General features: G+C 64.7%; 19 protein-coding genes. 10 read left to right on the plus strand and 9 right to left on the minus strand.

Going from position 1 to position 22,510, the window contains the following annotated elements:
* Positions 1-23: 23 nt before the first annotated feature.
* Together HDR50_RS07960 and xerD are read right to left on the minus strand one after the other, a co-directional pair.
* Positions 24-2,699 (minus strand): DHHA1 domain-containing protein, encoded by a 2,676-nt coding sequence (locus tag HDR50_RS07960; protein ID WP_291357578.1) that lies wholly within the window; start codon positions 2,697-2,699, stop codon positions 24-26.
* Positions 2,700-2,716: 17 nt separating this feature from the next.
* Positions 2,717-3,667, minus strand: coding sequence for a site-specific tyrosine recombinase XerD (xerD, locus tag HDR50_RS07965; RefSeq protein WP_291357580.1), 951 nt, complete (start codon positions 3,665-3,667; stop codon positions 2,717-2,719).
* A gap of 79 nt (positions 3,668-3,746) precedes the next feature.
* On the opposite strand from xerD, the gene folK reads away from it, so the two are divergent.
* The gene (gene folK / locus HDR50_RS07970) at positions 3,747-4,253 is read left to right on the plus strand and encodes a 2-amino-4-hydroxy-6-hydroxymethyldihydropteridine diphosphokinase (RefSeq protein WP_291357583.1); all 507 of its coding nucleotides are present in this window, start codon (positions 3,747-3,749) and stop codon (positions 4,251-4,253) included.
* A gap of 78 nt (positions 4,254-4,331) precedes the next feature.
* The gene (locus tag HDR50_RS07975) at positions 4,332-4,631 is read left to right on the plus strand and encodes a transcriptional regulator (protein ID WP_291357585.1); all 300 of its coding nucleotides are present in this window, start codon (positions 4,332-4,334) and stop codon (positions 4,629-4,631) included.
* 114 nt (positions 4,632-4,745) lie between these two features.
* On the opposite strand, the gene glmM is transcribed toward HDR50_RS07975, so the two are convergent.
* Genes glmM through ftsH form a run of 5 tightly spaced genes read right to left on the minus strand, consistent with a single transcriptional unit; the run spans position 4,746 to position 10,831 of the window.
* A complete protein-coding gene (gene glmM, locus HDR50_RS07980; protein ID WP_291357587.1) occupies positions 4,746-6,098 on the minus strand; it encodes a phosphoglucosamine mutase in 1,353 nt (450 codons plus the stop codon).
* Positions 6,099-6,121: 23 nt separating this feature from the next.
* Entirely contained in the window at positions 6,122-7,081 is a 960-nt protein-coding gene (locus HDR50_RS07985; RefSeq protein WP_291357589.1) for a CdaR family protein, read from the minus strand.
* On the minus strand, positions 7,068-7,805 hold the full coding sequence (gene cdaA, locus HDR50_RS07990; protein WP_291357591.1) for a diadenylate cyclase CdaA: 738 nt from the start codon (positions 7,803-7,805) through the stop codon (positions 7,068-7,070). Before cdaA ends, HDR50_RS07985 begins: the two co-directional genes overlap by 14 nt.
* Positions 7,806-7,848: 43 nt before the next feature.
* Positions 7,849-8,736: a dihydropteroate synthase gene (gene folP, locus HDR50_RS07995; protein WP_291357592.1), complete on the minus strand. Its 888-nt coding sequence runs from the start codon at positions 8,734-8,736 to the stop codon at positions 7,849-7,851.
* 46 nt (positions 8,737-8,782) lie between these two features.
* Complete coding sequence (gene ftsH, locus HDR50_RS08000; RefSeq protein ID WP_291357628.1) at positions 8,783-10,831, minus strand: ATP-dependent zinc metalloprotease FtsH; 2,049 nt, start codon at positions 10,829-10,831, stop codon at positions 8,783-8,785.
* A gap of 322 nt (positions 10,832-11,153) precedes the next feature.
* On the opposite strand from ftsH, the gene lysS reads away from it, so the two are divergent.
* Complete coding sequence (lysS, locus tag HDR50_RS08005; RefSeq protein ID WP_291357629.1) at positions 11,154-12,668, plus strand: lysine--tRNA ligase; 1,515 nt, start codon at positions 11,154-11,156, stop codon at positions 12,666-12,668.
* A 57-nt stretch (positions 12,669-12,725) separates the two neighbouring features.
* On the opposite strand, the gene HDR50_RS08010 is transcribed toward lysS, so the two are convergent.
* Positions 12,726-13,274: a hypothetical protein gene (locus HDR50_RS08010; protein WP_291357593.1), complete on the minus strand. Its 549-nt coding sequence runs from the start codon at positions 13,272-13,274 to the stop codon at positions 12,726-12,728.
* Positions 13,275-13,621: 347 nt separating this feature from the next.
* Here HDR50_RS08010 and HDR50_RS08015 point away from each other — a divergent pair, with 347 nt between their 5' ends.
* The 5 genes from HDR50_RS08015 (at position 13,622) to HDR50_RS08035 (ending at position 19,954) form a co-directional block, all read left to right on the plus strand.
* Positions 13,622-15,784: a bifunctional (p)ppGpp synthetase/guanosine-3',5'-bis(diphosphate) 3'-pyrophosphohydrolase gene (locus HDR50_RS08015; RefSeq protein WP_291357630.1), complete on the plus strand. Its 2,163-nt coding sequence runs from the start codon at positions 13,622-13,624 to the stop codon at positions 15,782-15,784.
* Between the two features lie 155 nt (positions 15,785-15,939).
* Entirely contained in the window at positions 15,940-16,293 is a 354-nt protein-coding gene (gene yajC / locus HDR50_RS08020; RefSeq protein WP_165077158.1) for a preprotein translocase subunit YajC, read from the plus strand.
* Between the two features lie 120 nt (positions 16,294-16,413).
* Entirely contained in the window at positions 16,414-18,003 is a 1,590-nt protein-coding gene (gene secD / locus HDR50_RS08025) for a protein translocase subunit SecD (RefSeq protein WP_291357595.1), read from the plus strand.
* A 69-nt stretch (positions 18,004-18,072) separates the two neighbouring features.
* Positions 18,073-19,173 (plus strand): protein translocase subunit SecF, encoded by a 1,101-nt coding sequence (gene secF / locus HDR50_RS08030; RefSeq protein ID WP_291357597.1) that lies wholly within the window; start codon positions 18,073-18,075, stop codon positions 19,171-19,173.
* 88 nt (positions 19,174-19,261) lie between these two features.
* Positions 19,262-19,954: a hypothetical protein gene (locus HDR50_RS08035; RefSeq protein WP_291357599.1), complete on the plus strand. Its 693-nt coding sequence runs from the start codon at positions 19,262-19,264 to the stop codon at positions 19,952-19,954.
* A 44-nt stretch (positions 19,955-19,998) separates the two neighbouring features.
* On the opposite strand, the gene HDR50_RS08040 is transcribed toward HDR50_RS08035, so the two are convergent.
* A complete protein-coding gene (locus HDR50_RS08040; protein WP_291357601.1) occupies positions 19,999-20,787 on the minus strand; it encodes a pseudouridine synthase in 789 nt (262 codons plus the stop codon).
* A gap of 543 nt (positions 20,788-21,330) precedes the next feature.
* On the opposite strand from HDR50_RS08040, the gene rdgC reads away from it, so the two are divergent.
* Together rdgC and HDR50_RS08050 are read left to right on the plus strand one after the other, a co-directional pair.
* The gene (gene rdgC / locus HDR50_RS08045; RefSeq protein WP_291357603.1) at positions 21,331-21,957 is read left to right on the plus strand and encodes a recombination-associated protein RdgC; all 627 of its coding nucleotides are present in this window, start codon (positions 21,331-21,333) and stop codon (positions 21,955-21,957) included.
* A gap of 9 nt (positions 21,958-21,966) precedes the next feature.
* A complete protein-coding gene (locus HDR50_RS08050) occupies positions 21,967-22,491 on the plus strand; it encodes a hypothetical protein (protein ID WP_291357605.1) in 525 nt (174 codons plus the stop codon).
* The last annotated feature ends 19 nt before the right edge of the window (positions 22,492-22,510 follow it).

The raw sequence follows: 22,510 nt of genomic DNA on the forward strand, positions 1-22,510 counted from the left end.
TGCCTCGCGCCCGTGGCACTGCTTTACGCCTCTTCTTCCTTGCCCCGCGCCGCCAGCGCCGCCACGAGCTCAAGCTGCGCCTTGGCTGTGGGCGCCTCACCGTCCCGCTTGGCGCGCAGCGCCGCCGCCAAAAGGCGCCCGAAGTCCGGCCCGGGCTCAAGGCCCAGGCGGCAGAGGTCTTCGCCTGTGATGTCGGCCTTTTCCCTGTGCCATTGGGTGATATAGCGCGAGAGCGTCTTTTCGAGTCCGGGGTCTTCCTCCACGGCCATGAGATAGAGGATGAATTCCAGCGGCAGCGGCCGCAAAAGCTCGCAGAGCGCGCTCACCCGGGCCGTTCCGGCATCCGCTTCCGCCTGCCATGCCTGGAGCTTGGGGCGCGCCATGCGCATGAGCTCGCGCTGGCGCATGATCTCGCCCCTTTTGGCATGCGGAAGCCCCAGGCGCGCATAATTGGCGGATGTTTCCGCATAGTTCAAGTGATAGTTTAGGCCGAGAAAATAGAGCAGCCACGGCTGGGCCGCTTCTTCAAAATAGAGCAGGCGGTACCAGGCGAGCACTTCCTTGAGGCGTCTCAACAGGGCGCGCTTTCCGGGGTTGAGGGCGAGATGCGGTGAAAGGGCCTGGAGGATGCCGAGCTCGTCGAGGCGGTTCAGGCAGGCATCGGCCTCCTCCTCGTCGCAAATATGGCGGAACTCGTTGAAGAGCCGTGCCGGCGAGAGCTTGTCGAGGAGGTGCATGGGCAGGATATTGCGGATGAGCTTTTCCGTGCCCGGCCCGATACGGAACTGGTAGCGCTGCTCAAAGCGCACGGCGCGCAGGCAGCGTGTGGGGTCTTCCACGAAGCTCAGGGTGTGGAGCACGCGGATGAGGCGGTCCTTGATGTCGCGGCGCCCCCCGAAAAAATCCACCAGCTGGCCAAAGGGCTCGCTGTCGAGCCTGACGGCCAGGGAATTGATGCTGAAATCGCGCCGGAAAAGATCCATCTTGATGGAGGAAAGCTCCACGGTGGGGAGCGCCGCCGGATATTCGTAATATTCGAGGCGCGCGGTGGCCACGTCGATGCGTCGTTCCTTGCCTTCCTCGTCCTTGAAGATAACCACGGAGGTGAGGAACTTCTGATGCTCGCGCACGCGCCCGTGGAGGGCCTCCGCCAGGGCGCGCGCCAGGGCGATGCCGTTGCCCTCCACCACGAGGTCGATATCCTGGTTGGGCACATCGAGCAAAAGGTCGCGCACGAAGCCGCCCACCGCATAGACGGGAAGCCCGAGGCGCTTGCCGGTTTCGCCCGCCAGATGCAGGAGTTCGCGGGTCTTCGCGGGCAGGCGGTCCTCAATGAGCTTGCTCACGTTCCGCGTCTTGCCTCCCTCCTGCGGGGTGGGGAGACGCCCGGCCTCGCTCGCGAACACATTGATGAGGTCAGTGCGCGTCACCACGCCGATGACCGCATCGTCCTTGACGATGGGTACGAGCCGCTGCCGCTCGCCCACGATGATGTCCGTCAGTTCCTTGATGCCGGCTTCCGGCGGCAGCATACGGACGCGGCGCTGCATGTATTCCTTCAGGGGTTCGTCGCCGAGGCCGTGGGCCCGCGCCCGTGAGGCCGTTTGCGCATCGAGCAGGCCCACGCAGACGCGGGTGCCCGGCTGGAAGACGGGCACAGCCTTGAGCCCGAAATGAAGCATGAGCTCGTCGGCATCGCGCAGGCTGGCCTCCGCCTCGATACCCACCGCCGGGGATGACATGTATTCGCCCGCATTTTTTTCGGGGTTGGCCTGGTCATAGAGACGGCGCAGGATGGTCTCGCGCACTTCGGTGATCATCTTGGAGCGCACGGACGCCGAGGCCGCGTACACATGGCCGCCGCCACCGAGCTCCTTGCAGATTTCGCCCACGTTCACGGCGTCGCTGCGGCTTCGGGCCACCACCTGGATGCGGTCGCCCATGAGGCCGATGGCAAAGAGCACGGTGAATTTTTCCATCTCCATGAGCCGGTGGGCGAGGTGCGCGAAATCCCCGAGATAGTGCTCGAGCGATACTTCCGCGAGCACCACGGGCACATTGTTCACAAGATAGGTGCGCGCCGATTCGAGCAGGCTGTTGAGCGCGTGGATGTGCAGGCTCGTGAGCTCATGGGCCGCCATCTCGCTGATCTGGTTCACGTCCATCCCCAGCCCGAGCAGCCACGCGGCGGCCTGAAAATCCTCCTCCGTGGTGGAGGAATAGGTAAAGGAGCCGGTGTCGCCGTAGATACCGAGCCCGAGCAGGGTGGCCTCCTCGGGGCTGGGGCGCTCGCCGCGCTCGCGCAGGGCGAGGGCAAGGCTCGTCGTCACCGCGCCCGCGCCCGAAAGGTGGGCCACATCCGCGGCGATGTCGTCGGCGGAATCGGGGTGATGGTCCCAGGTCTCGACGCGCACGCCGGGCCGCTCCAGAAGCGGCGCCACATGAGGCACGCGGCTCTTCTGGCGCGTATCCACGAGGACAAGGCGGTCATAGTCTTCCCAGCGGATGGCGTCGCTCTCAACGAAGTCATAGGCCGCGGCGTCCAACGATGCGGCGAGCTTTTGCAGGCCGCGCTCCTGGGTGCCCGGGAAGAGCAGTGAACACGGCGCATAGAGCCTGCGCGCGGCGAGCATGGCGGCGAAGGCGTCAAAATCGGCATTGGCGTGACAGGTGATGAGGGTGCGCCCGGATGTGGTCATGGAGCGGTCTCTGCGGGTTAAGGCGCGCTGCGCGGGTGAAAGCGCCGGTGGATGCCGCGCAGGCGCTCGGCCTGCACATGTGTGTAGATCTCGGTGGCGCTGATGTCCGCATGCCCGAGCAGGGTCTGGACGGCGCGCAGGTCCGCCCCACCTTCCAGAAGGTGCGTGGCGAAGGAATGGCGGAAGGTGTGCGGAGAAATGGGCCGGTGGATGCCGGCGTCGAGCGCGAGGGCCTTGATGCGCTTCCAGACGAACTGGCGGCTCAGGGCGCGGCCTGCGCGGTTGACAAAGAGCTGCTTCCCCGCCGGGCTGAACAGGGGACGCCAGTGGCGCAGATACTCGCCGAGAAGGCGCACGGCCATGGCATGCAGGGGCACAAGGCGTTCCTTGGCGCCCTTGCCGAAAACGCGCACAAGCCCCGCCTGAAGGTCGAGGTCGCCCACCGTGAGGTCGCAGAGCTCGGAAACGCGCAGGCCAGCGGCGTAGAGCAGTTCCAGCATGCAGCGCTCGCGCCAGCCGTTTTTGGTATCCATGTCCGGCAGTGCCAGAAGGCGCTCCATCTCTTCCCGGCTCAAGACCTCGGGCAAATACTGGGGAAGGCGCGGGTTTTCCACCAGCGCTGCGGGGTTGTCCGCCATCAGGCCTTCCTCGACGGCATAGCCGAAAAAGGCGCGCAATGCCGAAAGTCGGCGCGCCAGCGTCCGCCCGGTGTTGCCGCGGCCGCGCATCCAGGCCATGTAGAGAAAGAGGTCATGGCCCGTCGGGAAGGGCGCATTTCCGATTTCCTCCCCGTTCTCCGCCATGTCCTCCCCGGACTCGGCCGCAAAGAGAAAAAAGTTTTCCACATCCCGGCCATAGGCCTCCACCGTGCGCGGCGAGAGCCCCCGCTGCGCGAGGAGATGGTCGAGCCATTGCGGCAGCAGGGCGGCAAGGGGGGCGCAAGGCCCGGGGGACGGTTCGGAAGCCATGCGGCATGCTAGCCCTGATGGCGCCTCCCGGCAAGGGGCGCACTTGGCGCCGCGGTGCTTGCCGGCTATACTGAGGAGGATGACAAACGACGAGACGACCGCCTATATAAGCCTTGGCTCCAACTGTGCGGACGCCGCCCGGATGCTGGCCGGCGCCGTACAGCGCGTGGCCGGTCTCCCCGGGGTGGAGGTGGCGGCGGCGTCACCCGTCTACAGCACCGAACCGCAGGAGGACGCCAACCAGCCGTGGTTCCTTAACCAGGTGCTCAAGCTCGGGCTCGCCGCGTCCTGGCGGCCGAGCGCCCTGGTGGCTGCCTTGCTGGACATCGAAACGGCCATGGGCCGCGTGCGTGACCCGGCGCGGCGCTTCGGCCCGCGCGTCATCGACCTCGACCTTCTGCTGTTCGGGGAGGAGCGGTGCGCCGCTGCCGACTGCACCGTGCCGCATCCGCGCCTTTTGCGGCGCGCCTTCGTGCTGGTGCCGCTGCTGAATGTGGCGCCGAACCTTTCTCTTGACGGCGTGCCCCTGGCCTCGGCCTTACAGGGGCTTGACTTCAGGCTTTGCGGCAACAAAATTTTTCAATGACGCGCCGGCCGGCGTGTGCTAAGCCGGCATGGACGCCGCCCATGAACAGAAAAGGACATCTCCCCGAGGAGCACGACGATGTGGAAATGGCTGATACTGGCCCTTGCGGTCTATGCCCTTTACCGCCTTTTCGCCAATGACTTTTTGAAAAAGAAGAAGGCCGGCGATGCCGAGGATGCGGCCGAAATGGAGCGCCAGGTGGCTGCCGGCGAAATGGTGCGCGACCCGGAATGCGGCACCTATGTGGCGGTGGACAGCGCCATCTCGGTGCGCGACGGGGAGAAAGTCCACTATTTTTGCAGCTATGAGTGCCGCGACAAGTTCCTCAAGCGCCTGGAAGAGGGCGGCAGGGTGCTCCCCCCGCGTAATGAGGAGTGAGACGGGGGGCGCCTGAACTCCCGGGCATGAGCCGTGCGCGAGGGCGAGAACTCAGCCCGTCGTCAGAAAACTGTCCTGGATACGCGTCCGCGGGGCTTCCTGCCCGGCACCCCGTTAGCGCAATTCCCGCTGCACGATCTCCGCGAGGTCGTGGGCGTACTGGCGCACACGGTCGGCGTTTTCCCCCTCCACCATGACCCGGCACAGGGCTTCGGTGCCCGAATAACGCAGGAGCACGCGCCCCCTGCCCGCGAGCTCCGCCTCCACCTTGGCCACGGCTTCGGCGATGGCCGGCCTTTCCTCAAAGGGCAGGCGCCTTTCCACATGCACATTGACGAGGCACTGCGGAAAGGGCGTGAGCAGCCCGGCGAGCTCGGAAAGGGGCTTTTCCTTCTCGCGCATGATGCGCAGGATCTGGAGGGCGGCCAAAAGGCCGTCGCCCGTGGTGCTGTAATGGCGGAAGATGAGGTGCCCGGATTGCTCGCCTCCCAGCATGGCGCCCTCGCGGCGCATGGCCTCGACCACATAGCGGTCGCCCACCGGGGCGCGCAAAAGGCTGCCGCCGTGCTCGCGCATGAAGATCTCAAGCGCGAGGTTGCTCATCACCGTGGCGACGAGCAGGTTGTTGGGGAGTTCCCCGCGCGCCATCATGGACTGCGCGCAGAGCGCCATGAGCTGGTCGCCGTCGAGGATGGTGCCGCGCTCGTCCACCACGATGAGGCGGTCGGCGTCGCCGTCCAGCGCCAGGCCTACGTCGGCGCGCAGCTCGCGCACCTTGGCCGCCACCACTTCGGGATAGAGGGAGCCGCAGTGGTCATTGATGTTGGTGCCGTCAGGCGAAGTGCCGATGCGGAAGACCTCGGCCCCCAGTTCCTCCAGCGCCAGCGGCGCCACCTTGTAGCTCGCGCCGTTGGCGCAATCCACCACGATACGCAGGCCGGCGAGGGTCAGATGCGGCGGGAAGCAGCTTTTGGTGTAGACGATATAGCGGCCCCCGGCGTCCTCGATCTTGGTGGCGCGGCCGATGCTGCGCTCATCGGGATAGGGCCAGGCAAAATCCGGGTCGAGCACCATGGCCGCGATCTCGTTCTCCGTCTGGTCGGGGAGCTTGTAACCGTCCGCGTCGAAAAACTTGATGCCGTTGTCATAAAAAGGATTGTGCGAGGCGGAAATGACCACCCCGAGGTCCGCGCGCATGTTGCGCGTGAGGAAGGAAATGGCCGGCGTGGGGAGCGGCCCGGTCATGATGACGTGCATGCCCGAGGCGCAAAGCCCGGCCGTCAGCGCGGACTCGAACATGTAGCCCGAAAGGCGCGTATCCTTGCCGATGACCACCCGGTGCCTGTGCGGCCCGCGCCTGAAGCGCACGCCGGCGGCAAGGCCCAGGCGCAGGGCCACGTCCACGGTCATGGGCGGGGTATTGACCTTGCCCCGGAGGCCGTCTGTTCCAAAAAGCCGTTGAGCCATCTCACGCCTCCGCGCGCCAGGCGCTATTTTTTCGTTCGTGTCACCGTAACGTCATCGGTGGGGGGATTCAAGAGCGTCATGCCCTCGGGCAGGCGGAAGCGCGGCTTGACCTTCCTGCTCTCGTCGATGTCCATGGCGGGCGGCAGCACGCTCACCTCAAGCTGCTGGAGATAGCTCGCGCTCTTGGCGAGCGCTTCCGGCACCTCCACGAGCACGGTCATCTCGTCGGGCGACACGGTGTAGTGGTGCTGGGCGTCCGTCTCCACACTGATGCGGCAGCGGCGCGACACCACCGTGCGCCCGCTCGTGATGGTGTAGCGCACGCGCACCGAGGGCGGCGACGCGGTGACAAGGCTCGGCGTATCCAGGGTGATGCTTTGCTGTACCGTGGTGCCCGCGGCCTTGGGGTCGAGCTTGATGGTCGCCGGCACATTGGAAATGGTGCTGACCACGGATTCCGGCCCGCGCAGGATGACCGTGGCCGGCGAGACGCTCACGTTCTCCACGGTGAGCGCGCCCCCGCGCAGGGGCGAATCCACGATGGTGCGCACAGGCACGCTGCGCTCGAGCACGGTGTCCGCCTTGACCACGATGCGCGGCGGCTGGATGTCCACCACCTCAAAGGCGCGGAAGGCGGGCCCCAGCTCGTCGCCGGCTAGGGGCACGATGGTGACGCCCTTCTTGATGTCCGAAAGGTCGACGGCCTCGTTGAGACGCTCGCGCGGGATGGAACGCAGCAGGGTCTCCGGGCCACGCAGGCGCACGATGATCTTGCTCACGAGGCCGTCGGTGACCACGAGGTTGGGCGGGATGCCGTAATAATCGATATTGACTTCCACCTGAGCTTCGAGGCGGTCGCGCACGCTCACTGCATACCACATGGCCGAGGCCAGCAGCACGGCGAGCAGCATGGAGAGCGCATGCGGCGCGCGGCCGAGGCGCCCCTTGTCCCCACCGGCATCCTGTTTCTTAAAGGATTTCATTAAGTACCTGCCGCAGGCGTGTGGCGTCCAGCGAGCGCACGAGCTCGCCCTTCATGGCGACGGAGATCTCGCCGCGTTCTTCGGAGACGGCGATGGCCACCGCGTCGCTCTCCTGGGTGATGCCGAGCGCCGCCCGGTGCCTGGTGCCGAAATTCTGCCCCTTGGCCACGGCCAGCGGCAGGATGCAGCCCGCGGCCATGATCCTGCCCTTGCTGATGACGGCCGCGCCGTCATGGAGCGGCGCCTTGGGGTAAAAGATGTTCATGAGGAGTTGCCGGGAGAGCAGGGCATCGAGCCGCACGCCCTCGCGCTTGATCATGTCCCCGAGGCGCATGCTGCGCTCAATGACGATGAGCGCGCCCACGCGCAGCCGCGCCATCTCCACGCAGGCCTGGACGACCTCGTCCACGGCGCCCTCGGCGAGCTCCCGTCGTCGGAAAAAGCGGTGAGTGCCCATTTCACCCAGGGCCTGCCGGATGTCGGACTGGAAGATGACGACGATGAGGATGAAGATGGAGCCGAAGATATATTGCAGCAGCCAGGAGAGCGTATAAAGCCCGAGCGCCCGGGCGAGAAAGTAGAGCAGGGCGAGCAGCCCCAAGCCGGTGAGGACGGCCAGGGCGCGCGAGCCGCGCAAAAGCTGGATGATCTGGTAGAGCAAAAGGCTCACCAGCGCGATGTCCAGCGCGTCGCGCCAGTCAAAGACGAAGTGCTCGAAGACCATGCGTTTTCCTTGTGCGCCGGGGCGCTTGCGCGCGGGCTTTGTCTTAAGCCCCTGCCAGGGCAGCGGCCAGGCGCAAGGCGCCCGTGACGCCGGCCACGTCATGCACCCGGTGCCAGTAGACGCCGCGCTCCCACAGGAGGGCCGACGCCGTTTGGGTGGCCGCGCCGCGTTCGCTCAGCGGCAGACCCAGCAATTCCCCGAACAGGGACTTCATGGAAAGCCCCACGAGAAGCGGCCGCCCGAACTCCAGAAATTCGCCCGCGTGCGCCAAAAGCGCCAGATTGTGCGCCAGCGTCTTGCCGAAGCCGATGCCCGGGTCGAGCACGATGCGGTCTTCGGGAAGGCCGGCCCTAACGAGGCGGTCAAGCTCGCGGCCGAAAAACTCGCGCACTTCGGCGCACACGTCCGCATAGTGCGGCGCGGCCTGCATGTCCGGCGGGCGCCCCTGGCTGTGCATGAGCACATATCCGGGCTTGCGCTCCACGAGCACGTCGGTGAGCTCTGGGTCGACCCGACAGGCCGAGACATCGTTGATGACGAGCGCGCCCATGCCGAGAGCGGCATCGGCCGTGGCCGCATGCACCGTATCCACGGAAAGGGGGATGCCCGGTATCTGCTCCCGCACGGCGCGAAGCACTGGGACGAGCCGTTCCAGCTCCTCCCCCGCCGCCAGCGGCCGCGCGCCGGGCCGGCTCGACTCCGCTCCGATGTCCAGAAGGTCGGCGCCGGCATCGCGCAGGGCCTGCGCCTGCCTCATTGCGGCCTGCCCTGTATCGTGGCGGCCGCCGTCATAGAAGGAATCGGGCGTGAGGTTGAGGATGCCCATGACGCCATACGGCGTCCCGGGCTTGAGTTCCCGGCCGCCGGCAACCACCCAGGGGCGGGGCGCCAGTCCGGGCGCTGGAGCCTCCGGCGCTTCGCACTCCGCCATCAACGGCCCCTGCGCGGCCGAAACACGCAGCTTTTGCGCACCTGTGTCATTCTCCACTTTTGCCTTGGGCTTCGCTCTTTCCCTGGTCTTCGCCCTTGACCTGAGGGCCTTCGCCGCCGGCCCGGGCTGCATCGTCCTTGGCCGGGGCCGGCGTCGGCTCCCCGGGCTTTTCCGACCCCTTTGCCTCGCTGTCCGCCGGGGCCGCGTCGTCCGACTCGAGCACGAAGTCGGTCGTCTCGGCCACCACCGTGGCGCCCGTCGCGCCGTCCGCCGGGGCGGAAGCGGCGCTGACCTCCAAAGGGGGGAGGGGCTTGCCTTCCATCAAAAGGTCGAGGTCGTCGCCGGTGATGGTCTCGCGCTCCAGAAGGGCGCGGGCGATGCGGTGCAAGGTATCAGCATTGTCCTCGAGGAGCTTGCGGCAGCGCGCGTGGGCTTCTTCCACGATGCGCTTGACCTCGGCATCCACCAGGCGCGCCGTATCTTCGCTGAAGTTCTTGTTCTGCACCCACTCGCGGCCGATGAAGACCTCTTCGCCGGTCTCGCCGATGGAGAGCGTGCCGATGGCCTCGCTCATGCCCCATTCGCAGACCATCTTGCGGGCCATGCGCGTGACGCGCTCGATGTCGTTGGAGGCGCCGGTGGTGATGTCGTCGAGGATGAGCTCCTCGGCCACGCGGCCGCCGAGCAGGACGACGAGGTTGTTGCGCAGGTAGGTGCGCGAATAGCCGTGGCGGTCTTCTTCAGGGAGCTGCATGGTCACGCCGAGGGCGCGCCCGCGGGGGATGATGGTGACTTTGTGCACCGGGTCCGAGCCGGGCAAAAGCCGCGCCGCCAGCGCGTGGCCGCCCTCGTGATAGGCGGTGATGCGCTTTTCCTCGTCAGAGAGGATGAGGCTGCGCCGCTCGCGGCCCATGAGCACCTTGTCTTTCGCGAACTCGAAGTCACGCATGTCGAGCCGGCTCTGGTTGAGCTTTGCCGCCTGGAGGGCAGCCTCGTTGACGAGGTTTTCGAGATCCGCCCCGGAAAAGCCCGGCGTGCCCCGCGCGAGCACGTCAAGGTCCACGCCGGGGTCGAGCGGGGTGCGCTTGGTGTGCACTTCGAGGATGCGCCGGCGCCCGCGCAAATCGGGCGTGGGCACCACCACCTGCCGGTCGAAGCGGCCGGGGCGCAGCAGGGCCGGGTCGAGCACGTCCGGCCGGTTGGTGGCGGCGATGAGGATGACGCCCTCGTTGCTCTCAAAGCCGTCCATCTCCACGAGGAGCTGGTTCAGGGTCTGCTCGCGCTCGTCATGGCCGCCGCCGAGGCCCGCGCCGCGCTGCCGCCCCACGGCGTCGATTTCATCAATAAAAATCAGGCAGGGCGCGTTCTTCTTGCCCTGCACGAAAAGGTCGCGCACGCGCGAAGCGCCCACGCCCACGAACATTTCCACAAAGTCCGAGCCGGAGATGGAAAAGAAGGGCACCCCGGCCTCGCCGGCCACGGCCCGTGCGAGCAGCGTTTTGCCCGTGCCGGGAGGGCCCACGAGGAGCACCCCCTTGGGGATGCGGCCCCCCAAGCGGGTGAACTTTTTGGGATTGGAGAGGAATTCCACCACCTCGGAGAGCTCTTCCTTGGCTTCGTCCACGCCCGCCACGTCGGCGAAGGTGACGCGCGCGTTCTCCTGATTAAGGAGCCGCGCCCGCGAGCGCCCGAAGCTCATGGCCTTGCCGCCGCCGCTCTGCATCTGGCGCATGAAGAAGACCCACACGCCGATGAGCAGAAGCATGGGGAACCAGGAGACCAAAAGCGTCATGTACCACGGGGATTCTTCCGGCGGCTCGGCCTTGATCTCCACCTTTTTCTCGATAAGGCGGTTGACGAGGCCCGCATCCTGCGGCGCGTAGGTCTGGATGCTCCTGTTGTCCGCGGTCTTGCCGATGAGGGTCTGGCCCTGCATGGTCACGGAGAGCACCTGGCCGTCGTCGACCTTGTTCAGAAACTCCGTGAAGGGCACCCTCTGCGCCCCGGACTGGGGCTGCTGGAACATATTGAAAAGCATCACCATCGCCAGGACGATCGCCGCCCAGAGCATCAGGTTGCGGCTGAACTGGTTCAATACTGCCTCCGTTGCCATTTGGCCGCGCCAGCCTGGCGCGCGCGTGACCGCAGGGCGCCCGGGGGGCGCAAGTCCCTTTCCATATAACATTCTTTCGGTTCTTGGCAATGGCTCCCGGGTGCGCGTCTTGACGCTCCTGTACGAATGGCATACCTTGGCCTACTTTCCGCGCGAGAGGAATCTGCGGCCATGGCCGCGCGGCGGAAGGCGAGGGGAGACGGAAGGGGGCTTGAGCGTGGACGATCGGGAACAAAAGAAAAAGGGCGCAAAGCCGGCTGTCAAGCTGGGCACCAAGTCGCCGCATGCGGCGTACTTCATGCCCATGCTCGAAAGTTTCGCCGGGCGCAACGAGCTCAACGAAGTCATCAAGAACCGCGTCACCAAGGCCTGTGACCTGCTCGACAGCGGCACCCCGCTCTTCCCCAACGACTTCCGCAAGGAACACTCCATCGCCTGGGTATTGGAGAAATACGGCCAGCTCGAGGGCGAGGCGCTGGAAGCCACCGAGGATGTCTTCGCCGTGGCCGGGCGCATCGTTTCCCTGCGTTCTTTCGGCAAGGTGGCCTTCTTCCACCTCATGGACCAGAGTGGCAATATCCAGTGCTATGCCTCGCGCGAAGATCTGGACGAAGACACCTACAAGATCGTCAAGAAGCTCGATGTGGGCGACATCGTGGGCGTTTCCGGGCATCTTTTCCGCACGAAGACCGGCGAGCTGACCATCGCCTGCCGCTCCCTGCGCCTGCTTTCCCGCTCCATGCGGCCCCTGCCGGAAAAATACCACGGCCTGAAGGACATGGAGACCCGCTACCGCCAGCGCTATGTGGACCTCATCGTCACGCCGCGCAGCCGCGAGATCTTCATCAAGCGCAGCCTCATCGTGCGCGAGTTCCGCCGCTTCATGGAAGACCACGGCTTCATGGAGGTGGAGACCCCGGTCATGCAGCCCATCGCCGGCGGCGCCACGGCCAAGCCCTTCAGGACGCACCACAATGCCCTTGACCTTGAGCTCTTTTTGCGCATCGCGCCCGAGCTCTATTTGAAGCGCCTGCTCGTGGGCGGCTTTGAAAAGGTCTTCGAGCTCAACCGCAACTTCCGCAACGAGGGCATCGACACGCGCCACAACCCGGAATTCACCATGTGTGAATTTTACTGGGCCTACGCCACCTTTGAAGACCTCATGGACTTCACCGAGCAGCTTTTCGCCCACATCGCGCGCAAGGTCTGCGGGGGCACCGTGGTGACCTACCAGGGCGAGCAGATCGACCTCACCCCCGGGCACTGGCACCGCATGAGCTTTTATGACTCACTGACCAAGATTGGCGGCCACAAGCCGGAATTTTACAACGATTACAACAAGGTGAAGGCCTATATCCGCGAACGCGGTGAAAAGATCCTCGAAAACGAGTGTCTCGAAAAGCTCCAGGCCAAGCTCTTTGACCTCGATGTGGAAGACAAGCTCATCCAGCCGCACTTCATCTATCACTATCCCACGGCCATCTCGCCGCTCTCGCGCCGCAATGACGCGCGGCCCGAGATCACCGACCGCTTCGAGCTTTTCATCACCGGGCGCGAGCTCTCCAACGCCTTTTCCGAGCTCAACGACCCCGTTGACCAGCGCCTGCGCTTTGAGGAGCAGAAACGCGAGCGGGAGGCCGGCGACGACGAGGCGCACAGCATGGACGAAGACTACCTGCGCGCCCTCGAATACGGCATGCCCCCGGCGGCCGGGCAGGGCGTGGGTATCGACCGCCTGGTGATGCTGCTCACCGATTCGCCCTCCATCCGCGAGGTCATCCTCTTCCCGCTGCTCCGGCCCGAATTCCAGGCCTCCTGACGGCCAGCGCCGCCCCCGGGCGCGACACACTCTGGCCGCGCCCGGCGTGCAATTCGTCTACTGCGGCAGGAGCTTGGCGTACTCCTCGCTCTTGACGTGCTGCTTGAGTAAGGCCTGCCCTTCCTTGCGGTTGCCCTTGATCGTCGTGACCATGAACACATCACCCTCGGTGGTCACCCAGGCCTGGCAGGGCATCCCCTGTTCCGTGAAGGAAAAGGTGAACTGCCCGTTCTTTTCCACCGGGGGTTTTTCCGCCTTGAACTGCTCGGCGAACATGCCGGCGATCATCTTGCCGTCCGCCACGCCGCGCGGCGCCACCACCATGGTGACGACAGCACTCCCCGCCGTGCGCGCGAAGACGGCGTTGATCATGCCCTGGTTTTCCGTGGGCGCCATGACGGCCTTCCAGTCATCAGGCATGGTGATCGTGTAGTATTTGCAGCTCAGTTCGCCGGGATTGGCCGGTGCCGCGGCCGTCATTTCCGCAGTCTGCGGGGTTTTGTCCCCGGCCGCCGGGGCTGCCTCATCAGTGGCCGCTTTCTCCGCCGCAAAGGCCGGGGCGCCCATGCAGAGGACGAGGGCCAGGGCGGCTATGTGCTTGAACATGCTTACTCCTTGGTGAGGGTTGGACAGGCAGGGAAAAGGCGGAAACTCTCGCGCCCCGCCGTCCCAAGCCTAGTCAATCGCGGTGACAAAAACAAGATTCGGCAGGGGTGGGAGGCGACTGGTCCGCTCATATTTAAGGTAATGCTTTAACTTCTCAGTCCGTCTGTTTCCCCTTCCTTTGTCCGAAGCCACGAGGCTGGGCGCGGCCCGAGCCCCGCCGTTGACAAGGGCTTGCTGTCGGAACATAGTCAAACGAAACTGCAAACATGCGCTGCAGCGCACGGCGGCATCAGGCTTTCTGGCCGCCGCGTTTCCTGTTGCGCATCCTCCAGGCCCGCGGGGGCGCCATGATCCGCATCCAGGAAGTTCTCGACAAGGTTTCCGACAACAACAAGAACGCCAATCTGGAGCTCATCCAGCACGCCTATGTCTATGCGGCCACGGCGCACGCCGGGCAGACGCGGCTTTCGGGCGAGCCCTATCTTTCGCATCCGCTGGCCGTGGCCTCCACCCTGGCGGAAATGGGCTTTGACGAATCCACCGTGGCGGCCGGCCTTTTGCACGACACTGTGGAGGACACCAAGGCGACCATTGAGGAGATCGACGAGAATTTCGGCGAGGACGTGGCCGACATCGTTGACGGCGTGACCAAGATCAGCATGATCCCCTTTGAAAACAAGGAGGAGGCCCAGGCCGAGAACATCCGTAAGATGATCCTCGCCATGAGCCATGACATGCGCGTGCTCATGGTCAAGCTGGCCGACCGGCTGCACAACATGCAGACCCTTGATTTCCAGAAGGCCCACAAGCAGCGACGCATCGCCCAGGAAACCATGGATATTTACGCGCCGCTCGCCAACCGCCTGGGCCTCAATGTGCTGAAGCGCCGCCTCGAGGACCTGAGTTTCAAGTATCTTCGGCCCGACATCTACAACCAGATCGACCACTGGCTCGAAACGCATCAGGTGGTGGAAAAGCACATCATCGACAAGGTGGTGGCGCTCCTGCGCGACCTGTTGGCCTCCAATGGCATCGAGGGGCAGGTCTACGGGCGCATCAAGCACAAGTACAGCATCTATAAAAAGATGCAGTCCCAGTCGCTCACGCTGGACGAAATGCACGACATCATGGCCTTCCGCGTCATCGTGCAGGACATCAAGGACTGCTACGCCGTGCTCGGCCTCGTCCACTCGCAGTGGAAGCCCGTGTACGGGCGCTTCAAGGATTATATCTCCATGCCCAAGGCCAACGGCTACCAGAGCCTGCACACCACGGTCATCGGGCCCGAGGGCGAGCGCATCGAGATCCAGATCCGCACCGAGGACATGCACCGACAGGCCGAGCACGGCGTGGCCGCGCACTGGCTGTATAAGGAAAAAGGCCGCGTCAACAGCAAGGATCTCGAGCAGTTCTCGTGGCTGCGGGAGATTTTTGAGCGCCAGGGCGAAGAGGCGGACTCGCGGGAGTTCATGCATTCCTTGAAGATGGACCTCTTCAAAGACGAGGTCTATGTCTACACACCGGCCGGCGATGTCAAGGAGCTCCCGGAGGGCGCCACGCCGCTCGATTTCGCTTTCCACATCCACACCAAGGTGGGCCAGCACTGCGCGGGCGCCAAAATCAACGGCCGCCTCATGCCGCTCGGCACCGAGCTCAAGAACGGCGACATCGTGGAGATCGTCACCGACCCCGCGCGGAACCCGAACCGCGACTGGCTCAAGCTCGTCAAGACAGCGCGTGCGCGCAGCCGCATCCAGCGCTACCTGCGCACCGAGGAGCGCACTCACGCCGTGACTCTCGGCCGCGACATGCTGGAAAAGGAAGGCCGCAAGGTGAGCCTCAATGTGAGCAAGGCCCACAAGGAGGGGCACCTCGCCATCGTGGCCCAGGACATGAATTTCGAGAGCGTGGACGACCTCGTGGCCGCCGTGGGCTATGCCCACATCACCCCGCGCAAGGTGCTCAACCGCCTGTACGCGGTGCTGCACCCCGAGGCCGTGGCGCCAGCCGCGCCCGAGCCCCCGAGCGTCAAGGAGAGCAAGGAGGCCGCCCGCAAGAAGACCGAGGGCGTGGGCATTTCCGGCGTGGACGGCGTGCTCATGCGCTTTGCCAAGTGCTGCAACCCGGTGCCAGGCGACCCCATCATCGGCTATATCAGCCGGGGCATGGGCATCACCGTGCACCGGGCGGACTGCGCCAATGTTGCCAACATGGAGCCGGAGCGGCTCATCTCCGTCCACTGGGAGGGCACGGAGGCGGAACAGCCCTACGAGGCCGGCATCTTCATCATCTCGCAGAACGTGGCCGGCGTGCTCGCCCGCGTGGCCGAGGTCATCGCCCAGAGCAGCATCAATATCACGGGCCTCAACATGGACACCCAGGTGGACGGCCGGGCGCGCCTGCGCTTCACGGTGGAGGTGAAGAGCGCCACGCAGCTCTACCAGCTCATCGAGTCCATCCGGGCGCTCCCGGATATCCTCGAAGTGGTGCGCGATACGGAAGACGCCTAAGCCGCCCGGGGCGCCCCATGACACGGCGGCGGGCGGAAGGGCGCCCGTGGCTTGCAAATTCCTGCGGTACAGGCTATGAGCAGGGGCTGCTCTTATGACCTTGTGAGCCCATGCCGGGGCCTCCCGGCGCCATCCTACACCTCTGGAGGTGCGTTTTGTTTGAATCCATCGCTTTCGCCATGGGCACGCCCCAGGCCGGGGGCGCCGCTCCCGAAGGCACGGACATGCTCATGCAGTTCCTGCCGCTCATCCTCATGTTCGTCATTTTCTGGTTCCTGCTCATCCGGCCGCAGCAGAAGCGCGCCAAGGCGCACAAGCAGATGCTCTCCGAGCTCAAGCGCGGCGACCATGTGGTGACCTCCAGCGGCATCATCGGCCGCATCCTTGAAATCGACGACGAGCAGGTGCTGATCGAAAGCGGCGACTCCAAGCTGCGCATCTCGCGCGCGGCGGTGGGCGGCCTGCTCCCGTCCAAGGCTCCTGCGGACGCCCCTGCGGAAAAGAAATAAAAGGGCGTCTTCGGCCGTCCCTGTCCATGCCGGCCGGATGGCCGCGGCCCCGTGGGGTCTGCGCCGTCCGGGCGGCGCATGTCATTTTCGGCCGCATGGCCGTATTCTGGAAGGTGAACGATGGGTCTGCGGTGGCGACTCGGCATTTCCGTTCTGGTATTCCTGCTCTGCCTGGTCTATGCCCTGCCGAGCATCCCGGGCATCGGGACGGCGCTGGAGCGCATTCTGCCCGCGAGCAGGATCAATCTCGGCCTTGACTTGAAGGGCGGCATCCACCTGACCCTTGGCGTGGATGTGGCAAAAGCTGTCAGCAATGCCCTGGCCCTCGCCGGGCAGGATGTGCGGCGCCTCGCGCAGGACGAGAAGATCGTCGTCCTGAGGCCGCGCGTCGTGGGGGGCACCACGCTGGAATTTGTGCTGCCCAGGGCCGAAAACGAGGCCAAGCTCCAGGAGCTGCTCGCCCGGCATTTCCCGCAACTGGACGTGGAGGCGCCGCAGCGCGGCGACGCCGGCCAGTTGCGCTATGTGGCGCACTTCACCTCCGACGAGGTCTCGCGGCTCGAAAACATGGCTCTCGATCAGGCCCTGCGCACCATCCGCAACCGTATCGACCAGTTCGGCGTGGCCGAGCCCGACATCCGCAAGCAGGCCGACAACCGCATCCAGGTGCAGCTCCCGGGCATTTCCGACCCGCGCCGCGCCGTGCAGATCATCGGCCAGACCGCCCATCTTGAATTCCATTTGGTGCGTGACGATGTGGACCCGGGCAAGGCGGTGCTCCCCTCGGGCGTGGCGGTGCTGCCCCTGCTGGAAAGCAGCCCGGGGCAGAAGGACGACGCGAAAAAGGAAGGCCGCATCGCCGTTGAAAAAGACGCCATGCTCACCGGCGAGGACGTGGCGGACGCGCGCCCGGCCTTTGACCAGATGAACCAGGCCTATGTGACCCTCAATTTCAATGCCCGCGGCGGCCGCATCTTCGAGCGTGTCACCGGCGAGAACGTGGGGCGCCGCATGGCCATCGTCCTTGACGGCAAGGTCTATTCCGCGCCCGTCATCCGCGAGCGCATCGGTGGGGGCAGGGCGAGCATTTCGGGCAATTTCACCACGGCCGAGGCGCAGGACCTTGCCATCGTGCTCCGCGCGGGTTCGCTGCCCGCGCCGGTCTCCGTGCTGGAAGAGCGCAGCGTCGGCCCCTCCCTCGGGCAGGAATCCATCGACAGCGGCGTGCGCGCGGCCCTCGTGGGCGCGGCGCTCGTCATCATCTTCATGGCGATCTATTATGGCGTGAGCGGCATCATCGCCGACCTCATGCTCTGCTTCACCATGCTCATCGTCATGGCGGGCATGGGTGCTTTCGGCGCCACGCTGACGCTGCCCGGCATCGCCGGTATCGTCCTCACCATCGGCATGGCCGTGGACGCCAATGTGCTCATTTACGAACGTATCCGCGAAGAACTGCACCACGGGCTCACACCGCTTGCGGCGGTGAAGGCCGGCTTTGACCGCGCGGCCATCTCCATCACCGACTCCAACCTGACGACCATCATCGCCACGGTGGTGCTGTACCAGTTTGGCACCGGCCCCATTCGCGGTTTTGCCGTGACGCTCTCGCTGGGCATCATCGCGTCCATGTTCACGGCCATCTTCGTTTCGCGGGCCATCTTCGAGGAATGGGCCAGGCATTGCGGCCCCAAGGGCATCAGCATCTAGCCGCCCGACCAGGGCGGCATCGGGCATCACCTCCGGGGCCGAAAGCCCCGGGCGCACATGGAGAACCCCATGGGCTTTGCATTCATCAAGCATGACACCCATATCGACTTCATCGGAAAGAGGCACTGGGCCTATGCCATCTCCATCCTCATCCTGCTGGCCGGGCTTGCGTCCGTGCTGTGGGGCAACGGGCTGAGGCTGGGCATCGACTTCGCGGGCGGCGTCATCGTCCAGGTGCAATTTGCGCAGCCCGTGGAAGATGAGGCGCTCAAGAAAAGCCTCAATATCCCGGAGCTGCCCGGCATCTCCACCCAGCGCTTCGGCGAGGGCGGCCGCGACTACCTGTTGCGTTTTTCCAGCTCCGAGACCGGGGATGCCTCGCTTTTGCGCACCAATGTGCTCAAGGCCCTCGCCCAGGCTTTCCCGGACAATCCGGCCGAGATCCAGCGCCTCGAGGTGGTGGGCCCCAAGGTGGGCGACGACCTCACCAACAAGGCCCTGAGCGCCCTTTATTATGCGGTTTTGCTCATTGCGGTCTACATCTCCGGCCGCTTCGAGCAACGCTGGATGGCCGGCGCCATCATGGCCGCCGCGCTGTGGGGCGGCATGTATCTCTTCAGCTTCACGCCCGTCAGCATGGGCTGGCAGGTGCTTATCGCGCTCGCCATCACTCTGATGGTCTGCTTCGTGCTGAAGCTGAACTTTGCCCTGGGCGCTGTTGTGGGCCTGTTGCATGACGTGTTCATCACGCTCGGGCTGCTCTCCATCCTCGATGTGGAGATCGACCTCAACGTCATGGCCGCCATCCTGACCATTGTTGGTTATTCCCTCAACGACACCATCATCGTGTATGATCGGCTGCGCGAAAATCTCCGGGCCAGGCCCGAGCTTGACCTAGCCTCGCTCATCAACCGCAGCGTCAACCAAACCCTTTCGCGCACCATCCTCACGAGCGGCACCACCTTTGTGGCCACGCTTTCGCTCTTCCTGCTCGGCGGCGGCGTCATCCACGATTTTGCCCTGACCATGCTCATCGGCGTGGTGGTGGGCACGGCGTCGTCCATCTATGTTTCTTCCGCCATACTCCTGGCCCTGGGCGACACGGATTTTTATGTCCGCGCGCAGGAGAAGGAAAAGTACGAGCGCCCGGGAGAACACGGCATCGTCTAGCCGCCCACGCCCGCTTCTTTCAAGGCCGCCCTTGCAGAAAATGCGGGGGCGGCTTTGCGTTTAAAGGAACAGCCCTTGCAGGATAGGCATGGCAGGGGAAGATTTTTCCTGCCGCAAGGGGGATGCCATGCAGATTTCCGGCAGTTATACCGCCATCGGTTCGATCTTTGAGGTGCAGCCGGCGCAACGGCTGCGCCGGCCCTCGGTGCGGAGCACGGGGAGCTCGGGCGATACCGTCTCCATTTCGGAGGAAGCCTTGGCGGCGTATCGAAACTCCCTCGCGCAGGTGGAAACGGAGCCATCTTCAGGTGCGCAACACGAGGCGCAACTGACGCGCTGGTTCAACCAGTGGCATAGCGGCGCGAATTTCTCCGTAGCGGGAGGAGGGGAGGCAAATGACAGCCGGGGCACCTTGCTGCCCGAAAACGCGGCCCTGAAAGCATCGCTGGAAAAGGAAATCGACCGCCATCTCCGCGAGGCCAACTACCAACCCGGAGAAGTGGCGTCGCCTGAACTTCTCAAGAAACTCCGCCCACTCCAGCAAAAACTGAATACCATCTCTGCCCTGGGCGCCACCACGGTTCTTGATGAAGACACGCTGAACACAGCGGCAAAATTTCTCCAGGCACTGGAAGACGCCTGGAATGAGGGTGAAAACGCGGATACATCCTTGGGCGGCCGCTTCCTGTCGGCCATTTCGTCCTGGAAGCGCCAACCGCAGGATGCCTCTGCCCTGCAGGAAAAAGTCCGCGCCCTTCAGGATGATGTCATAGCGCCTTAAAGGGCGCAGGGGAGCGATGCCTCCTCGCGGACTTCCTTCACCTCTTAAGGCTTTTTGTCCAACGCCGCGCTCTTCCTGAGCGCCCGCACTTCTTCCGCTTTCAATACGCGCGTCTCGCCCGGCTTGAGTTCGCCCAGGCGCAGGATGCCCTGAGCCACGCGCTTCAGGCGCAGGATGGTCAGGCCAAGGTCATCGCACATGCGCCGGATCTGCCTGTTGACGCCCTGCCGGAGCACGAGGCGCAGCAGCGTTCCGCGCTCGTCGCCGCCCTCCACGCGGCTGGCAGCCACCGGGAGGAGGGGAGTGCCGTCCGAAAGGCGCATGCCGGCGCGCATGGTCTCAAGGGCCTGCTCGGGCACAGGCCCGCGCACCAGCACTTCATAGGTCTTGTCCACATGGTGCCGGGGATGGGTGAGGCGGTTGGCGAGTTCGCCGTCGTTGGTGAGCAGCAAAAGCCCCTCGGAGAAAAAATCGAGCCGCCCCACGGGGAAGAGGCCCAGGCCGCGGGCGGATTCGGGTAAAATATCCATGACAGTAGGGCGCCCTTGCGGGTCGCTCAGGGTGCAGACAATGCCCACGGGCTTGTTCAGGAGCCGATACGCCAATTCCTGCTTTCTGCTTAGCGGCTTGCCGTCAACGCTGATGATTTCGCCGGGCCCCACGCGGCGCCCGGGATTGGTCTCGGTCATGCCGTCCACGGCCACCCGTCCGGCAAAAATCAGCTCATCGGCCTTGCGCCGCGCGCACAGGCCCGACGCGGCGATGGCCTTGTTGAGGCGCTGGCCGTCAGCATGGGTATTTTCTTTGGGCAGCTCAAGGCCTGGCTTTGCCACATCAGGGCTGGCAAGCGTGGGCTGTGCGGTTTTGGTCGGGCGTGCCTGGGCAGCACGCCGCGAAGAGCGCCGCGGCGATGCGGTCGCACCGTCGGCGTCAGGGCATGCGGTTGCAGATTTTTTGCGATGTTTCATGGCCTGTGCCGGAGAACTTTATGAGGATTCCTGGGAAGACTGGCGCCATGCTGCTCGAAGCGCCGGCGCGCGTCAAGGGCTACGGCCGGATAAAGGTTTTTCAGCATTATTAGTTTACATAATTATCATTATGGGACAAATAGAAAAATGGCTGAAGAGGACGCTCTGTTGCCCCGCCCCACATCAGTTCGTTTCTCTCCGCTGCACTCCTCGAGCGCCCCTTGCCGTCGGCAAGCCTCTGACGTACAACAGGCGCACGGCTTGCCACCAGCAAAAGATATTTTGCGGGGCTCGTGTCGCGCACGTATGGCGCCGGAAAATGACCGGCCTGGGGCTGCCTGAGAGCCCGGCGGTGAACGATGCCATCTTGCCTCCTCTTTATTAAGGAATCCCCCTGAAGGAAGACCCATGGGTTTTGCCAACGCCAGCGTAAGTTTCACCCGTTTTCGCATCCTTGACCCGGTGACAGATGAACTCCTCCGCGAAGTTCCCGACCGGCTGCGCAAGCATGCCATCGTCGATATCGACGACCTGCCGGAAATGCACGCCCAGGGCTGGGTCAGCTTTGAGGACTTTCTCGATACCGCATGGAGCGAAGCCCCCGCACAAAAAGGCAACTACTTCGTCTTTTCGCTCCGGGTGGACAATCGCAAGATCCCGGCCGGCGTCATCCGCAAGCATCTGGCCATCGCCCTGCGGGCGGAAAAGGAAGAGCTGCGCGCCCGCGGCAAGACCTTTATTTCGCGCGAGCGGAAAAAGGAGATCAAGGAGCAGGTGCTGCTCCGGCTGCGGCAGCGCTTTTTGCCGGTGCCGGGCGAGTTCAATGTCATCTGGCTCCTCGAGAAAAACGAGGTCTGGTTCGCCTCCACCCAGAGCGGCATGATCGACCTTTTTATGGAAGAATTCCTCCAGACCTTCGACCTGCGCCTTGACCAGCTGACGCCCTACACCCTGGCCGTCGGCATGCTCGACGAGGACGCCCTGCTCCGCCTTGACCGGCTGGAGGCCACGCAATTCGCGTCTCTGGACGCATAGGGGGAGATGATGAGTTTGCCGTCCTCCGATTCGACCGACGCCATCCTCGGGCAGGAATTTCTCACCTGGCTCTGGTACCAGAGCGATACCGCGCCCGGCGCCTTTACCGATATCCACGGCCAGCCCTTCGCCGTCTCCATGGAGCAGCGCATCGTGGTGGCCGGCGGCGAGGGCGAGGCGCGCGAGACGGCCTCGGTCTCGGGCTCGCTCTCGCCCCTGCGCGAGGCGCGCTTCGGGCTCGGCACCGGCAAAAAGGTCACCCGGGCACTCATCCGCTTTGAAAAAGACGACATGGCCTTCCAGTTCACCCTCCGGGCCGAGGATTTTTCCATCAGCAGCCTGCGCACCCCCAAGCTCGACAAGGGCGACGCCGATGACGAGCCGGACGCCCTGCTCCTTGAAAAGATCTACCTCATGGAAACCTGCTTGGCGCTTCTGGACGGCCTCTACGCGCGCTTCCTCAAGCTGCGGCTCTCGCCGCAATGGCCAAAGGAAGTGGCCGACATGGCCCAATGGATGACGCGCACCGCTTGAACGGGTGCCCGCGCTCCCC

The sequence above is a fragment of the Desulfovibrio sp. genome, assembly GCF_014803725.1.
GTDB lineage: Bacteria > Desulfobacterota > Desulfovibrionia > Desulfovibrionales > Desulfovibrionaceae > Desulfovibrio.

Excerpts from the sequence above, each read along its gene's own strand:
- HDR50_RS07960 (WP_291357578.1), bottom strand. The coding sequence starts at position 2,699 with ATGACCACATCCGGGCGCACCCTCATCACCTGTCACGCCAATGCCGAT.
- xerD (WP_291357580.1), bottom strand. The coding sequence starts at position 3,667 with ATGGCTTCCGAACCGTCCCCCGGGCCTTGCGCCCCCCTTGCCGCCCTG.
- folK (WP_291357583.1), top strand. The coding sequence starts at position 3,747 with ATGACAAACGACGAGACGACCGCCTATATAAGCCTTGGCTCCAACTGT.
- HDR50_RS07975 (WP_291357585.1), top strand. The coding sequence starts at position 4,332 with ATGTGGAAATGGCTGATACTGGCCCTTGCGGTCTATGCCCTTTACCGC.
- glmM (WP_291357587.1), bottom strand. The coding sequence starts at position 6,098 with ATGGCTCAACGGCTTTTTGGAACAGACGGCCTCCGGGGCAAGGTCAAT.
- HDR50_RS07985 (WP_291357589.1), bottom strand. The coding sequence starts at position 7,081 with ATGAAATCCTTTAAGAAACAGGATGCCGGTGGGGACAAGGGGCGCCTC.
- cdaA (WP_291357591.1), bottom strand. The coding sequence starts at position 7,805 with ATGGTCTTCGAGCACTTCGTCTTTGACTGGCGCGACGCGCTGGACATC.
- folP (WP_291357592.1), bottom strand. The coding sequence starts at position 8,736 with ATGGCGGAGTGCGAAGCGCCGGAGGCTCCAGCGCCCGGACTGGCGCCC.
- lysS (WP_291357629.1), top strand. The coding sequence starts at position 11,154 with ATGCTCGAAAGTTTCGCCGGGCGCAACGAGCTCAACGAAGTCATCAAG.
- HDR50_RS08010 (WP_291357593.1), bottom strand. The coding sequence starts at position 13,274 with ATGTTCAAGCACATAGCCGCCCTGGCCCTCGTCCTCTGCATGGGCGCC.
- HDR50_RS08015 (WP_291357630.1), top strand. The coding sequence starts at position 13,622 with ATGATCCGCATCCAGGAAGTTCTCGACAAGGTTTCCGACAACAACAAG.
- secD (WP_291357595.1), top strand. The coding sequence starts at position 16,414 with ATGGGTCTGCGGTGGCGACTCGGCATTTCCGTTCTGGTATTCCTGCTC.
- secF (WP_291357597.1), top strand. The coding sequence starts at position 18,073 with ATGGGCTTTGCATTCATCAAGCATGACACCCATATCGACTTCATCGGA.
- HDR50_RS08035 (WP_291357599.1), top strand. The coding sequence starts at position 19,262 with ATGGCAGGGGAAGATTTTTCCTGCCGCAAGGGGGATGCCATGCAGATT.
- rdgC (WP_291357603.1), top strand. The coding sequence starts at position 21,331 with ATGGGTTTTGCCAACGCCAGCGTAAGTTTCACCCGTTTTCGCATCCTT.
- HDR50_RS08050 (WP_291357605.1), top strand. The coding sequence starts at position 21,967 with ATGAGTTTGCCGTCCTCCGATTCGACCGACGCCATCCTCGGGCAGGAA.